General features: G+C 65.9%; 14 protein-coding genes. 6 read left to right on the top strand and 8 right to left on the bottom strand.

Annotated elements, in window-relative coordinates:
• Nucleotides 1-19: 19 nt before the first annotated feature.
• Nucleotides 20-1,420 carry a YdiU family protein gene (locus CK944_RS01235; RefSeq protein ID WP_103171184.1) on the bottom strand — a complete coding sequence of 467 codons (1,401 nt, stop codon included), beginning with the start codon at nucleotides 1,418-1,420 and terminating at the stop codon, nucleotides 20-22.
• 111 nt (nucleotides 1,421-1,531) lie between these two features.
• Between CK944_RS01235 and obgE the strand changes: the two genes are divergently transcribed.
• Both obgE and proB read left to right on the top strand, forming a co-directional pair.
• A complete protein-coding gene (obgE, locus tag CK944_RS01230; protein WP_103171183.1) occupies nucleotides 1,532-2,563 on the top strand; it encodes a GTPase ObgE in 1,032 nt (343 codons plus the stop codon).
• Nucleotides 2,551-3,663, top strand: a complete 1,113-nt coding sequence (proB, locus tag CK944_RS01225) for a glutamate 5-kinase (protein WP_103171182.1) — start codon at nucleotides 2,551-2,553, stop codon at nucleotides 3,661-3,663. The genes obgE and proB overlap by 13 nt, the downstream gene beginning before the upstream one ends.
• A gap of 87 nt (nucleotides 3,664-3,750) precedes the next feature.
• Here the strand turns inward: proB and CK944_RS01220 are convergent, their stop codons facing one another.
• The 6 genes from CK944_RS01220 to CK944_RS01195 form a co-directional block, all read right to left on the bottom strand.
• Nucleotides 3,751-5,934: a 3-hydroxyacyl-CoA dehydrogenase NAD-binding domain-containing protein gene (locus CK944_RS01220; protein ID WP_103171181.1), complete on the bottom strand. Its 2,184-nt coding sequence runs from the start codon at nucleotides 5,932-5,934 to the stop codon at nucleotides 3,751-3,753.
• A 14-nt stretch (nucleotides 5,935-5,948) separates the two neighbouring features.
• The gene (locus CK944_RS01215; RefSeq protein ID WP_103171180.1) at nucleotides 5,949-7,160 is read right to left on the bottom strand and encodes an acetyl-CoA C-acetyltransferase; all 1,212 of its coding nucleotides are present in this window, start codon (nucleotides 7,158-7,160) and stop codon (nucleotides 5,949-5,951) included.
• Nucleotides 7,157-7,798, bottom strand: coding sequence for a glutathione S-transferase family protein (locus tag CK944_RS01210; RefSeq protein ID WP_103171179.1), 642 nt, complete (start codon nucleotides 7,796-7,798; stop codon nucleotides 7,157-7,159). The genes CK944_RS01215 and CK944_RS01210 overlap by 4 nt, the downstream gene beginning before the upstream one ends.
• A 270-nt stretch (nucleotides 7,799-8,068) precedes the next feature.
• A complete protein-coding gene (locus CK944_RS01205) occupies nucleotides 8,069-9,841 on the bottom strand; it encodes an acyl-CoA dehydrogenase C-terminal domain-containing protein (RefSeq protein ID WP_103171178.1) in 1,773 nt (590 codons plus the stop codon).
• A gap of 4 nt (nucleotides 9,842-9,845) precedes the next feature.
• On the bottom strand, nucleotides 9,846-10,244 hold the full coding sequence (locus tag CK944_RS01200) for a MerR family DNA-binding transcriptional regulator (RefSeq protein WP_103171177.1): 399 nt from the start codon (nucleotides 10,242-10,244) through the stop codon (nucleotides 9,846-9,848).
• 121 nt (nucleotides 10,245-10,365) lie between these two features.
• Entirely contained in the window at nucleotides 10,366-10,746 is a 381-nt protein-coding gene (locus CK944_RS01195; protein WP_103171176.1) for a MerR family DNA-binding transcriptional regulator, read from the bottom strand.
• Between the two features lie 133 nt (nucleotides 10,747-10,879).
• On the opposite strand from CK944_RS01195, the gene CK944_RS01190 reads away from it, so the two are divergent.
• The 3 genes from CK944_RS01190 to CK944_RS01180 are packed head-to-tail and all read left to right on the top strand — an operon-like array spanning nucleotide 10,880 to nucleotide 13,119.
• Nucleotides 10,880-11,302 (top strand): PaaI family thioesterase, encoded by a 423-nt coding sequence (locus CK944_RS01190; RefSeq protein ID WP_103171175.1) that lies wholly within the window; start codon nucleotides 10,880-10,882, stop codon nucleotides 11,300-11,302.
• Entirely contained in the window at nucleotides 11,299-11,805 is a 507-nt protein-coding gene (locus CK944_RS01185) for a PaaI family thioesterase (RefSeq protein WP_370463848.1), read from the top strand. Before CK944_RS01190 ends, CK944_RS01185 begins: the two co-directional genes overlap by 4 nt.
• Nucleotides 11,806-11,814: 9 nt before the next feature.
• Nucleotides 11,815-13,119 carry an MATE family efflux transporter gene (locus tag CK944_RS01180; protein ID WP_103171173.1) on the top strand — a complete coding sequence of 435 codons (1,305 nt, stop codon included), beginning with the start codon at nucleotides 11,815-11,817 and terminating at the stop codon, nucleotides 13,117-13,119.
• Between the two features lie 45 nt (nucleotides 13,120-13,164).
• Here CK944_RS01180 and CK944_RS01175 read toward each other — a convergent pair whose 3' ends face one another.
• Nucleotides 13,165-13,482, bottom strand: coding sequence for a DUF1476 domain-containing protein (locus CK944_RS01175; RefSeq protein ID WP_103171172.1), 318 nt, complete (start codon nucleotides 13,480-13,482; stop codon nucleotides 13,165-13,167).
• Between the two features lie 130 nt (nucleotides 13,483-13,612).
• Between CK944_RS01175 and purC the strand changes: the two genes are divergently transcribed.
• The gene (purC, locus tag CK944_RS01170) at nucleotides 13,613-14,374 is read left to right on the top strand and encodes a phosphoribosylaminoimidazolesuccinocarboxamide synthase (protein WP_103171171.1); all 762 of its coding nucleotides are present in this window, start codon (nucleotides 13,613-13,615) and stop codon (nucleotides 14,372-14,374) included.
• Nucleotides 14,375-14,382 lie beyond the last annotated feature (8 nt).

The raw sequence follows: 14,382 nt of genomic DNA, 5'->3' as shown, positions 1-14,382 counted from the left end.
CGCAGTGCCCGCGTTTTGATCAGGTGCCGCAGAAGGTCTGATGCACGATCTGTTCCGCAAGGGGCGCATGGGCCAGGTCGTCCCATTCCGAACGCGCGTCGCGCGGATGCGTCACGGCGTCGAACAGGCGGCGGAAGGGGCCAAGATCGTCGGCCACCGCTGCGGCGATGGCTTCCTCGATCCGGTGGTTGCGCGGGATGCGGACCGGGTTCGCATGACGCATCAGGTCCGGATCGGGGCCTTGGGCCTGCCAATCCGCCGCCCAGGCGTCGAAGGCATCCCGGTCGATGAATTCGTCCCGCGCGCGACCGTCGGCTAGGCCGGCGAAAACCCGGGTGAAATCGGCACGCTGCTGGGCCATCATGGTCAGCAGGCGCTCGGCCAGGGGTTGCACGTCGGCGGCTTCGGTCAGGCCCAGCTTTTCGCCGAAGCGGCGGCGCCAGGCAGCCTGATAGATCGGCGCGAAGCCGTGAACCGATTTCGTCGCGGCCTCGATGGCGGCGTCGCGTTCGCCCATCAGGGGGATCAGGCAGGTGGCAAGCTGCGCCAGGTTCCAGACGGCGATCTGCGGCTGCTGCGCCCAGGCATAGCGCCCGCCCCGGTCGATGGACGAAAACACCGTGTCGGGGTGATACACATCCATGAAGGCGCAGGGGCCATAGTCGATGGTTTCCCCCGACACCGCCATGTTGTCGGTGTTCATCACGCCATGGATGAAGCCAAGCGCCATCCAATGTGCAATGGTTTCCGCCTGCCGGGCGACGACGTGATCCAGCAAGGACAGCGGGCCGTTCGCCGCGGGATAATGGCGGGCGATCACATGGTCGGTCAGGGCGGCAAGCGCGTCTTCCTGTCCCCGGACCGCGAAATACTGGAAGGTCCCGACGCGGATATGGCTGGCGGCCACGCGGGTCAGCACGGCGCCCGGCAGGCCGCTTTCGCGCCAGACCGTTTCCCCGGTTGCGACGGCGGCCAAGGCGCGCGTGGTGGGCACGCCCATCGCGTGCATGAATTCGCTGACGACATATTCGCGCAGCACCGGCCCCATCCAGGCCCGCCCGTCGCCCCGGCGCGAGAAGGGGGTCGGCCCGCTGCCCTTCAGCTGGATATCGAAGCGCGCGCCGTCGGGGGCCACGACCTCGCCCAGCAGCACCGCGCGGCCGTCGCCCAGTTGCGGGACAAAGCCGCCGAACTGGTGGCCGGCATAGGCTTGGGCGATCGGGTCCGCCCCCTGCGGCACGGCATTGCCCGCCAGCATCGCCACGCCCTCGGGGCCGGAGAGCCATCCGGCATCCAGGCCCAGCCTGCGCGCAAGCCCCTCGTTCAGCGCCAGAAGCTTGGGCTCGGCCACGGGCGTAGGGGCCACGCGGGCAAAGAAGCCTTCCGGCATACGGGCATAGCTGTTGTCGAAGTGGATCATCGGGGTCTCCTTCGTTCTTTACATAGGGCGGGTCTGCCGCATTGCCAGACCGCGCCCTTGCACGACCGAAACCAAGCGCGTATCGCATTCCCTTGAACAGGAGCCTGACCCATGAAATTTCTTGACCTCGCCAAAGTCTATATCCGCTCGGGCGGCGGCGGCGCGGGCTGCGTGTCATTCCGGCGCGAGAAGTTCATCGAATATGGCGGCCCCGACGGCGGGGACGGCGGCAATGGCGGCGATGTCTGGGCCGAGGCGGTCGAGGGCCTGAACACCCTGATCGACTTCCGCTATCAGCAGCATTTCTTCGCCAAGTCCGGCCAACACGGCATGGGCAGCCAGATGACCGGCAAGTCGGGCGAGGACATCACCCTCAAGGTGCCCGTCGGGACCGAGATCCTGGAGGAGGACGAGGAAACCGTCATCGCCGACCTGACCGAACCCGGCCAGCGTGTGCTGCTGGCGCGCGGCGGGAATGGCGGCTGGGGCAACCTGCATTTCAAGACCTCGACCAACCGCAGCCCGCGCAACGCCAATCCCGGCCAGCCGGGGGTGGAACGCACCATCTGGCTGCGGCTGAAGCTGATCGCGGATGCGGGCCTGGTGGGGCTGCCGAATGCCGGGAAATCGACCTTCCTGGCCGCCGTGTCGAACGCCCGGCCCAAGATCGCGGATTATCCCTTCACCACGCTGCACCCGAACCTGGGCGTGGTGGGCATCGACGGATACGAATTCGTCATGGCCGACATTCCCGGCCTGATCGAGGGCGCGAGCGAGGGCAGGGGCCTGGGTGACCAGTTCCTGGGCCATGTCGAACGCAGCAACGTGCTGCTGCATCTGGTGGACGGAACCTCGGAAGATGTGGCGGCCGACGCCCGCACCATCCTGACCGAGCTTGAGGCCTATTCCCCGGTGCTGATGGACAAGCCACGCGTGACGGCGCTGAACAAGATCGACGCCCTAGACGACGACACCATCGCCGAACGTCGGGCCGCGCTGGAGGCCGAGATCGGCGGGCCGGTGCTGCTGATGTCGGGGGTGGCCAAGCTGGGCGTGACCGAGGTGCTGCGGGCGCTGTGGACGCAGATCGAGCCGACGCGGCGCAAGGCCAAGGACGAACCCGAGGCGCCATGGCAGCCGTAAGCCCATCGCTGACGCAGGCGCGGCGGCTGGTCGTCAAGATCGGCTCGGCCCTGCTGGTGGACGAACAGGGCTTGCGCGGCGACTGGCTGCGCGGCCTTTGCGACGACGTGGCCCTATGGCGCGGGCGGGGCTGCGACGTGGTGCTGGTGTCCTCGGGCTCCATCGCGCTGGGACGGCGGGTGCTGGGCCTGCCGGGGGGCGCGCTGCCGCTGGAACAGGCGCAGGCCGCCGCCGCCGTGGGCCAGATTCGGCTGGCGCGCGCCTATGAGGAAGCGCTGGCCCCCCATGGCGTGACCACCGCGCAGGTGCTGCTGACGCTGGAGGACAGCGCTGACCGCCGTCGCTATCTGAACAGCCGGGCGACCATGCAGACGCTGCTGGGCCTGGGCGTCGTGCCCATCGTGAACGAAAACGACACGGTGGCGACGGACGAGATCCGCTTTGGCGACAACGACCGTCTTGCCGCCCAGATTGCCGTGACCTGCGGCGCGGACCAGTTGCTGCTCTTGTCGGACGTGGACGGGCTTTACACCGCCAATCCCAAGACCGACCCGACCGCCCGCCACCTGCCAGTGATTGAGGCCCTGACGCCCGAGATCGAAGCCATGGGCGGCGACCCGGTATCGGGCCTGTCCAAGGGCGGCATGAAGACCAAGCTGATGGCCGCGCGCACCGCGATTGCCGGGGGCTGCGCCATGGCGATTGCCGAAGGGTCGGTGATGCGCCCGCTATCGGCGGTGGCGAGTGGCGCGCGGTGCAGCTGGTTCCTGCCCGAAAGCGATCCCCAGCTTGCCCGCAAGCGCTGGATCGCCGCAATGAAGCCCAAGGGCGCGCTTGTCGTGGACGAGGGCGCGGTCGAGGCGCTACGCCGGGGCAAGTCGCTGCTGCCGGCGGGCGTGCGCACCATCGTGGGCGATTTCGGCAGGGGCGATCCGGTGGCGATCACCGGCCCCTCGGGCGAGACGCTGGCCAATGGCCTGACCCGCTATACCGCCGACGAGGCGCGGCGCATCGCGGGCCACCGGTCCGACCGAATCGAGGCGATCCTGGGCTACACCGGCCGCGCCGCCTTGGTCCATCGCGACGACATGGCCTTGTAGGGATCGCGCCTCGCCTGCGGCGACGGCTGATTGCCCATCAGGATGAAGGCAAGCCCCGGCCACAACAGCCGGGGCGTTTCGCATGGTTCAGGCGGCCTTCTTGCCGGCGCCGAAGCGGTCATAGAAGGACTGCCCGCTTTCGGCCATGTCGCGCAGCATCTGCGGGGCGGCGAAGCGTTCGCCATGTTCGGCCGACAGCCTGTCGCAGATCTCGACCGCGCGGGCCGCGCCCAGCATGTCCAGCCAGGCGAAGGGACCGCCCGTCCAAGGCGCGAAGCCCCATCCCAGGATCGCGCCGACATCGCCTTCGCGGATGTCCTCCAGCACGCCTTGTTCGAAGGCACGCACGGCTTCGAGGGTTTGCACGAACATCAGCCGGTGCTGGACCGTGGTCAGGTCCGGCTGATCGTCCGACTGCGGATAACGCGCGGCGAGGCCGTCCCACAGACCCTGCCGCTTGCCGTCGTCGCCATAGGCATAGAAGCCCGCATTCGACTTGCGGCCCAGGCGGCCTTGGTCGGCCATCCAGAACAGCACCTCGTCCACGTTTCCGTCGGGATAGGCATCCCCCATGGCCGTGCGGGTGGCCTTGGCGATCTTCACGCCCAGGTCGATGCTGGTTTCATCGACCAGTTGCAGCGGACCCAGCGGCATCCCCATCATCTTGGCCGCGTTTTCGACCAGCACAGGGCTGACCCCCTCGGCCACCAGGCGGATGCCTTCGTTGATATAGGGGATGATGCAGCGGTTGGCATAGAAGAACCGCGCGTCGTTGACGACGATCGGCGTCTTGCGGATCTGGCGCACGAAATCCAGCGCCTTGGCGACCGCGCGCGGGCTGGTCTGCTGGCCCTTGATGATCTCGACCAGCATCATCTTGTCCACGGGACTGAAGAAGTGGATGCCGATGAACTGCTCGGGCCGGGCGCTTGCCTTCGCCAGGTCGCTGATCGGCAGGGTCGAGGTGTTGGTGGCGAAGATCGCGTCCTGCGGGATCACGGCCTCGGCCCTTTTCGTGACCTCGGCCTTGATGGCGGGATCCTCGAACACGGCTTCGACGATCAGGTCGCAGCCTTCAAGCGCGGCGTAATCGGTGGTGGCGGTGATACGGCCCAGAACCTCGGCCTTCTTCTCCTCGGTCGATTTCTTGCGGCTGATGGCCTTGTCCAGCAGGCCTTCGGAATAGGTCTTGCCCTTGTCGGCGGCCTCCTGCTTCGCGTCGATCAGCACCACCTGGATGCCTGCCATGGCGCTGACATAGGCGATACCCGCGCCCATCATCCCGGCGCCGAGGATGCCGACCTTCTTCACCGACCGGTCCGGTGCCTCGGGGCGGTTCGCGCCCTTTTCCAGCGCCTCCTTGTTGATGAACAGGCTGCGGATCATCGCCGTGCTGGACGGGTTCATCAGCACATTGGTGAACCACCGCGCCTCGATCCTGAGCGCGGTATCGAAAGGCACCTGCGCCCCTTCATAGACCGCCGAAAGCAGCGCCTTGGCCGCCGGATAGACGCCCATGGTCCTGCCGTTCACCATGGCGGATGCGCCCACGAAGGTCATGAAGCCCGCCGGGTGATAAGGTTCGCCCCCTGGCATTTTGTAGCCCTTCTGGTCCCAGGGCTTGACCAGATCCGCGTCCTTGGCGTTCAGCACCCATTCGCGCGCAGCGGCGACGGGATCGGCCACCACCTCGTCTATAAGGCCCGCGGCCTTGGCCTTCTTCGGGTCCGACAGCTTGCCTTCCAGAAGGTATGGCGCGGCCGCCATGGCGCCCAGCTTGCGCGACAGGCGGATCGTGCCGCCGCCGCCGGGAAAGATGCCGACCATGATCTCGGGCAGGCCGATCTTGGCCTTGGGGTTGTCGGCTGCAAAGATGCGATGCGTCGCCAGCGGCAGTTCCAGCCCGATGCCAAGCGCCGTGCCGGGCAGCGCCGCCGCCACGGGCTTGCCGCCCTTGAGGGTCTTGGGGTCCATGCCCGCGCGCTCGATCTTGCGGAGGGCATGATGCAGCGTCATGATCCCGTCGAAGACCTGCTGCGCGCCGCCCCCCTTCATCTGTGCGATGACATTGAGGTCCATCCCGGCGGCAAAGTCCTTCTTGCCGCTGGTGATGACGATGCCCTTGACCGCCTCGTCCGATAGCGCGTCGTCGATCAGGGCGTCCAGTTCGGCCGCACCCTCCAGCGACAGCACGTTCATCGACTTGCCCGGCACGTCCCAGGTGATGACGGCGACGCCGTCGGCGTCCTTTTTCATGATGAAGTCAGTCATGTCCGCAGCCTCCCTCAGACGCGTTCGATGATGGTGGCGGCGCCCATGCCGGACGCGATGCACAGCGTCGCAAGGCCCACGGTCTTGTCCTGCCGTTCAAGCTCGTCCAGCAGGGTGCCGATGATGATCGCGCCTGTCGCGCCAAGCGGATGGCCCAGTGCCATGGCGCCGCCATTGACGTTCACCTTGCCCGGATCGACCTGGAAGGCCTGCATGAAGCGCAGCACGACGGCGGCGAAGGCCTCGTTCACCTCGAACAGGTCGATGTCGCCGATGGACATGCCGCTGTCTGCCAGGATCTTCTCGGTCACCGGAACCGGGCCAGTCAGCATGATGGTGGGATCGGTGCCGATCTTGGCCGTGGCACGGATGCGGGCGCGGGGCTTCAGGCCATGGGCCTTGCCGAATTCCTCGTTCCCGATCAGCATGGCGGCGGCGCCATCGACGATGCCGCTGCTGTTGCCGGCATGGTGGATATGCTCGATCCGGTCCAGATGCGGGTATTTCAGCATCGCGACCTTGTCGAAGCCGGGCATCACCTCGCCCATGTCCTTGAAGGCGGGCTTCAGCTTGGCCAGATCCTCCATGGTGGTGCCGGGCCGCATGTATTCGTCATGGTCCAGGATGGTCAGCCCATTCTGGTCCTTGACCGGCACGATGGACCGGGCAAAGCGCCCTTCCTGCCAGGCGCGGGCGGCGCGGTTCTGGCTTTCCACGGCCAGCTTGTCGGCTTCCTCGCGGGTAAAGCCGTATTCGGTGGCAATGATGTCGGCGCTGATGCCTTGCGGGACGAAATACTGGTTCATCGCCACCGTCGGATCGACGGCGATGGCCGCCCCGTCGCTGCCCATGGGGACGCGGCTCATCATCTCGACGCCGCCGGCGATATAGCCGCTGCCCGCGCCCGCCTTGACTTGGTTCGCGGCCAGATTGACGGCCTCCATCCCGCTTGCGCAGAAGCGGTTGATCGACAGGCCGGGAATGCGTTCGTCCAGATCCGAGGCCAGGACCGCCGAGCGCGCCAGACATCCGCCCTGTTCCTTGACCTGGGTGACATTGCCCCAGATCACATCCTCGACGGCGTTGCCTTCCAGTCCATTGCGGTCCTTGACGGCGTTCAGCAGGCGGGCGGACAGAGCCAGCGAGGTGACTTCGTGCAGGCTGCCGTCGCTGCGGCCCTTGCCGCGCGGGGTGCGGGCGGCGTCATAGATGAATGCGTCGGTCATGCGTCCTCCTTGGGCGCCCGGTCCGATGGATTGCCGGGCATCAGGTCATAGGGGTGTTTCCAGCCGGGCAAGTCGGCGATCGCGGCCAGCCAGCGGTCGATATGGGGCCAGTCCTTCCGGTCAAAGCCGAAGGGCTCAGGATAGAAGAGATAGGAACAGCAGGCGACATCGGCAATCGTGGGGTCCGCGTCGGCGACCCAATCCCGCGAGGACAGATGGTCATCCAGCACCCTGTAGGCTGCCTTGAGCCGACCTTGCAGATATTCCGCCGCCCCGACCGGCCGTCTGTCCGCAGGCAGGAAGTTCAGAAGAAAGCGCGCCGGACCTGCCTGCCCGGACAGCTTGTGGTTGTCGAACATCAGCCAACGCAGGGTTTCATTGCGGTCGCTGCCCAGAAGCCTGCCGGTGCGTTCGGCGATATGCATCTGGATCACGGCGGACTGGGACAGGACCAAATCGCCCTCGCGGAAGACCGGAACCTCGCCCATTGGGTTGATGGCCCGAAAGGCGGGGGTGCGAGCCTCTCCGTTGAAGAAGTCCACGTAAACGGGCGTCCAGTCATAGCCGGCCAGTTCCATGGTCAGGGCCGCCTTGTAGGCATTGCCGGATTCGCCAAAGCACCAGAGTTGCGCGGTCATCCTGTTCCTCCACCGCCGGGGGCTTCGCGCCCCCGGACCCCCGCGGGGTATTTTTGCAACGAAGAAGGCGCGGATTAACCCTTCTTCAATCTAAAGGCGTTTATCATGGCCTTACGGTACAGGCTGGGGAGCCGATGACCGTCAACGGAGAAGTCGTCCCGGTTCTTGGCTGAGACATGCCGGACCGACCGGAAGGAAGGAGGGGCCGGGACGCATCCGCTTCTTCGTTGTCCAAATACCCACTCCGACCCTGCCTTCTCACACGCCGCTTCAGAATGCCTCTGCCTCAAGCTCCATGACAGGGGCCGCGCCGGACTGGATGCGCGCCAGATGCGTCGCAGTCATCGGCAACTGCCGCTTCATGTAGTAACGTCCGGTCGCAAGCTTGGTTTTCAGGAACGCTGCGTCGCCCTTGCCTGCGTCAAGCGCCTCTTGCGCGGCGACGGCCATCTGCGCCCACATGAAGCCCAGCGTCACGTGTCCGAACAGGTGCATGAAGTCATAGCTGCCCGACAGCGCGTCGTTGGGGTTCTTCATGCCGCGTTCCATGAAGAACATGGCCGCCGTTTGCAGATCCTTCGACGCGGCCTTCAGAGGCGCGATGAAATCGGCGGCCAATGAGCTTTCGCCGTGCCGCTTGCAAAAGGACTTCACCATCTCGAAGAAGGCCATGACATGCTTGCCGCCGTCCTGCGCCAGCTTGCGGCCCACCAGATCCAGGGCCTGCACGCCATTCGCGCCCTCGTAGATCATGGTGATGCGGGCATCGCGGACGAACTGCGACATGCCCCATTCCTCGATATAGCCGTGGCCGCCATAGACTTGCTGGGCCAGCACGGCCGTCTCGAAGCCCTTGTCGGTCAGGAAGCCCTTGATCACCGGGGTCAGCAGGGACACGAGGCCTTCGGCATCGGCGTCGCCATTGTGGCCCTTGTCGATCAGATGCGCCCCCCACAGCGCCAGCATGCGGGCGCCTTCCAGGAAGGACTTCTGGTCCATCAGCGAACGGCGGATGTCGGGATGGACGATCAGCGGATCGGCCGCGCCCTGGGCATTGACGGGGCCCGTGACCGCGCGGCCCTGCAGGCGGTCCTTGGCATAGGCGACGGCGTTCTGATAGGCGGGCACCGCGCAGGCATAGCCCTGCAGGCCGACACCAAGCCGGGCTTCGTTCATCATCGTGAACATCGCCCGCATCCCCTTGTGCAGGTCGCCCAGCAGCCAGCCTTTCGCGCCGTCATAGTTCATGACGCAGGTCGAGTTGCCGTGGATGCCCATCTTTTCTTCCAGCTTCCCGACGGTCACGCCATTGCGTTCACCCAGCGATCCATCCGGGTTCACCAGGAACTTCGGCACGATGAACAGGCTGATGCCCTTCGTACCCTCGCCCCCGCCAGGGGCCTTGGCCAGTACCAGGTGGATGACGTTTTCCGCCAGGTCGTGATCGCCGGCCGAGATGAAGATCTTCTGCCCGGTGATCAGATAGCTGCCGTCGTCCTGCGGCTCGGCCTTGGTCCGCAGCATCCCCAGGTCGGTCCCGCAATGCGGTTCCGTCAGGTTCATGGTGCCCGTCCAGTCGCAGCCGACCATCTTCGGCAGATAGGTCTGCTTCTGTTCGTCCGTCCCATGGGCGTGGATCGCAGAATAGGCGCCATGGGTCAGGCCCTGGTACATGTTGAAGGCCATGTTGGCCGACACGAACATCTCGCCCGTCGCGACGCCCATCACATAGGGCATCCCCTGGCCACCGTATTCCGGGTCGCAGTCAAGCGCAGTCCAGCCGCCTTCCTTCACCGCCTGGAAGGCCCGGTCGAAGCCATCGGGGGTGCGAACGACGCCATTCTCCAGCCGGCAGCCCTGCTTGTCGCCCACGGCATTCAGCGGCGCCAGAACCTCGGCCGCCAGCTTGCCGGCAGCTTCAAGAATGGCCTCGGTGAATTCGGGTTCCAGATCCTCGTGGCCCGGCAGGCCCGATTGCGACAGCTTCAGCACGTCATGCAGCGCAAACTGCATGTCGCGGACAGGCGGGATGTAAATCGTCATGGCTTTACCCTGTGGTCGTGTCGTTGGACGCGGCGGCAAGACGGGTTTCTGCATCGGAAAGCTGGGATCTGAGATCGACGATCGCCTCGCTCAGCTCAGCATATTGGCGTTCCATGTCGGCAAGGCGCTGCCGTCCGACCGAGATGGTCGCGGCGATCTGTGCCTTGTTCGTGCCGCCCGGCTCGTAGAGTTCGAGCAGCTGGCGGATTTCCTCGAGACTGAAGCCGAACCGCTTGCCGCGCAGGATCAGCGTCAGGCGTGCCCTGTCCCGGCGGTCATACAGGCGATGCTGCCCGCGACGTTCGGGAAAGATCAGCTCGCGCGCCTCGTAGAAGCGCAGCGTGCGGGGGGTTACGCCGAACGCATCGCACATCTGGCGAATCGTCATCAGCTCGTCGGACATGGATCGCGGTTCCTCCTCATTCACCGTCTGCCGTCCTTGACCACAATATAGGGGCAAGTTGACGCGAACGTAAGCAAGACGCCGCGTCACAGGGGAAGTCAAGGACAACCGTGACGCTGGGTCAACCCATGTCGCTCAATTCCTGCGCCGCAGTCTCACGAAGGGCTTGCAGGTCGGTGCGGGCGGACTGAAGGTCGGCGATCTGTTCATCCAGGACCTTCAACTGCCGGTCGGCCAGATCCAGCCAGACCTGATACTGTTCGCGCGATCCCTTCTGTTCATAGATCAGCAGCCATTGCCGGATCTCCTCGAGCGAGAAGCCGAACCGGCGGCCGCGCAGGATCAGGGTCATGCGCGCGATTTCCCGCGGTCCATAGAAGCGCGCGCGGCCTTCCTTCCGGGGGTTCAGAAGTTCGATATATTCGTAATAGCGCAGCGTTCGGGGCGTGACGTCGAAGCGCGCGCACATGTCCTTGAAACTGATCGTCTGCTCGCCCGGCATCCGCCCCCTCCTGTGGCAACTGACGCAAGGGTATCCGCTTGGCGCGCCCAAGCGCAAGGGACGGGGGTTGAGCGTGCGGGCCGGTCGGGGATAGCGTGGCGCGACAATGGACCGGGGCACAGGGAAGACAGGCATGTCCGAGACGGATCAGACGCGAATCGCCCAGCAGTTCATCGAGGCGATCCCCCATGCCCGCGCCCTGGGGATGCGGGTCGATGCCTTGGGCAAGGGATCGGCCACGATCAGCATGCCCTGGGCCGAACATCTTGTCGGCGATCCCCGCAGCGGCGTGGTTCATGGCGGCGTGGTTTCGGCGCTGATGGATACCAGTTGCGGGGCGGCGGTGATGTCGCACCCGTCGGGTCCGTCCTCGACGGCGACCATCGATCTGCGCATCGACTACATGCGCTCGGCCACCAAGGGCCAGCGGATCACGGCCAAGGCCGAGTGCTATCACCTGACGCGGACCGTCGCCTTTGTCCGGGCCGTGGCCCTGGACGAGGACGAGGCCAATCCCGTCGCCGCCGCCACCGGCGCCTTCACGGTCGAAAGATGATGCCGATGGACCGCCGCGAACCCCTGGACCGGATCAAGTCCCGCCGCGATTCCGCCCTGGCGGCGCTTGTGTCCGGCGTGCCCTATCTGACATGGCTGGGCATCCGCTTCGACCGGCGCGGGGACGAGTTGACCGCGATCCTGCCTTATGACGAAAAGCTGATCGGCAACCCGATGCTGCCCGCCATCCACGGCGGCGTCACGGCGGCGTTCCTGGAAACGACCGCGATCATCGAACTGGCCTGGGCCGCCATGTGGGAGGACATGGAGTCCGGCCGCACCGTTCCCGACGCGGCTGTCGCGGCCGGACCGCCGCGCCTGCCCAAGACCATCGACTTCACCGTGGACTATCTGCGCAGCGGGCTGCCGCGCGACGCCTATGCCCGTGCGCGCGTGGTGCGGTCGGGGCGGCGCTATGCCAGCGTCCAGGTCGAGGCATGGCAGGACAACCGCGCCCGGCTGATGGCGCAGGCGACGGGCCATTTCCTGATGCCGCAAGGCTAGGCCGCCGGAATGGACAGGCCGACCAACCGGCGGGTTCTGGCGATCGCCTTGCCCATCGTGATATCGAACGCGACCGTGCCTTTGCTGGGACTGGTCGATACCGGGGTCATCGGGCAACTGGGCCGGCCCGAGGCGATTGGGGCCGTCGCCATTGGATCCGTAATCCTAACCTCGATCTATTGGATCTTCGGCTTCCTGCGGATGGGGACATCGGGCCTTGTGGCGCAAAGCCATGGCGCGGGTCAGGGGGCCGAAAGCGGCGCGCATCTGCTGCGCGCGCTGGCGATAGCCGGGGCCGCGGGGCTGGGCTTCGTCCTGATCCAGGGCGCGGTCTTCTGGGCTGCGTTCAGGATTGCCCCGACCTCGGCCGCGGTCGAGGCCTTGGCCCGCGACTACCTGTCGATCCGCATCTGGGGGGCGCCCGCGACCATCGCCCTTTATGCCATCACCGGCTGGCTGATCGCGGTGGAACGGGCGAAATCCGTGCTTTTGCTGCATCTGGTCCAGAACGGGCTGAACGTCGTACTGTCAGTCTGGTTCGTCCTGGGGTTGGAATGGGGCGTCCCCGGCGTCGCCGTCGGCACGCTGCTGTCGGAATATTGCGGGCTTGCCTTGGGGCTGTGGATGACCCGCAAGCCCTTGGCGCAGGGCTGGCACGCGGCCGGGCTGTTCGCGCGGGACAAGCTGACGCGCCTTGCACGCGTGAACAGCGACATCATGATCCGGTCCGTCCTGCTTCAGGCCAGCTTCACCAGCTTTGTCTTCCTGGGCGCGGGGCAGGGCGACGTGACGCTGGCTGCCAACCAGGTGCTGCTGCAATTCCTGTCGATCACCGCCTATGCCCTGGACGGCTTCGCCTTCGCCGCCGAAAGCCTGGTGGGGCAGGCGGTCGGCGCCCGCAAGCCGGACGGGGTGCGGCAGGCATCCCGCCTTGCCTCGGCCTGGGGTGTCGCAGGGGCGCTTGCCCTGGGGCTGGCCTTCTGGCTTTGCGGAGGCGCGATCATCGACCTGCTGACCACATCCCCCGAGGTGCGGGCCGAGGCGCGAGCCTATCTGCCCTGGCTGGGGCTTGCGCCGGTGATCGGGGTCGGAGCCTGGATGCTGGACGGCATCTTCATCGGCGCGACGCTGACGCGCGACATGCGGGTGGCGATGATCTGGTCGGCCCTGGCCTTCCTGGCCGCCGTGCTGCTGTTGCCGCCGGTCTGGGGGAACCATGGGCTGTGGGCGGCGCTGATGGTGCTGAACCTGTCGCGCGGCGTGACCATGGCGCTGCGCTATCCGCGCGCCGAAGCCGCGGCCCGGCCCGCATGAAAAAGGGGGCCGACCGGCCCCCTTGTTGGAACGATCAGCGCGGTTTCACGTCGTTTCGTCGATGATCTGGTGGCGCGCGACCTGCATCAGTTCGGCCATCTTGGTGCGGATTTCCGACTCGCCCGCCTTGCCTTCCAGATCGGCCGCCAGCTTGCGATACACATCGTCCTCGCCTGGCTCCTCGAAGTCCGAGGTCACGACGGTCATCGCATAGGCGCGCGCGTCGTCGCCCGTCTTGCCCAGAAGCCCGGCCGCCCATTCGCCCAACAGGCGGTTGCGGCGGGCATCGGCCTTGAAGCGCAGGTTGGCGTCATGCGCGAACTTGGATTCGTAACCGCGTTCGCGGTCGTCGAAGGTGGTCATCGTGGCCTCCGTGTTGTCTTGGCCCCGATGTTATCCCGGCCACGGCCGCTTGCAAGCCTCTCGTATTGCCCCCGGGTGCGCTTGTGAGGTAAGGCGCTTTGGATAAGGGACATGCGAAAGGACGCCCGCCATGGCACCGCGCCGCAAGAAGATCTATGAAGGCAAGGCGAAGATCCTGTACGAAGGCACCGAACCCGGCACGCTGGTCCAGTACTTCAAGGACGACGCGACCGCCTTCAACGCGCAGAAGAAGGCCGTGATCGAAGGCAAGGGCGTCCTGAACAACCGCCTTTCCGAGTTCTTCATGAACGGGCTGACGAATATCGGCGTCCCCAATCATTTCATCCGCCGCATCAACATGCGCGAGCAACTGATCCGCCAGGTGGAGATCGTGCCCCTGGAAGTGATCGTGCGCAACTTCGCCGCCGGCTCCCTGTCCAAGCGCCTGGGGCTGGAGGAAGGCACGCTGCTGCCGCGTCCCATCGTCGAATACAGCTTCAAGAACGACGAACTGGGCGACCCGATGGTGTCCGAGGAATACATCATTGCCTTCGGCTGGGCGACCCAGCAGGATCTGGACGATATCGTGTCGCTGGCGCTGCGCGTGAACGACTTCCTGTCGGGCGTCTTCTATGGCGTCGGCATCAAGCTGATCGACTTCAAGATCGAGATCGGGCGCGTCTGGGATAACGATTTCATGCGCCTGATCGTCGCCGACGAGATCAGCCCGGACAGCTGCCGCTTGTGGGACATGAAGACCAACCAGAAGCTGGACAAGGACGTGTTCCGCCGCGACCTGGGCAACCTGACCGACGCCTATACCGAGGTTGCGCGCCGCCTGGGCCTGATGCCCGCCAATACCACCAGCCTGAAGCCGACCGCGATCAATTGAAGGAAGAC

Source organism: Paracoccus sp. SY (assembly GCF_002901215.1).
GTDB classification, from domain to species: Bacteria; Pseudomonadota; Alphaproteobacteria; order Rhodobacterales; family Rhodobacteraceae; genus Paracoccus; species Paracoccus acridae.
This window is presented reverse-complemented; position numbering and strand designations above follow the sequence as displayed.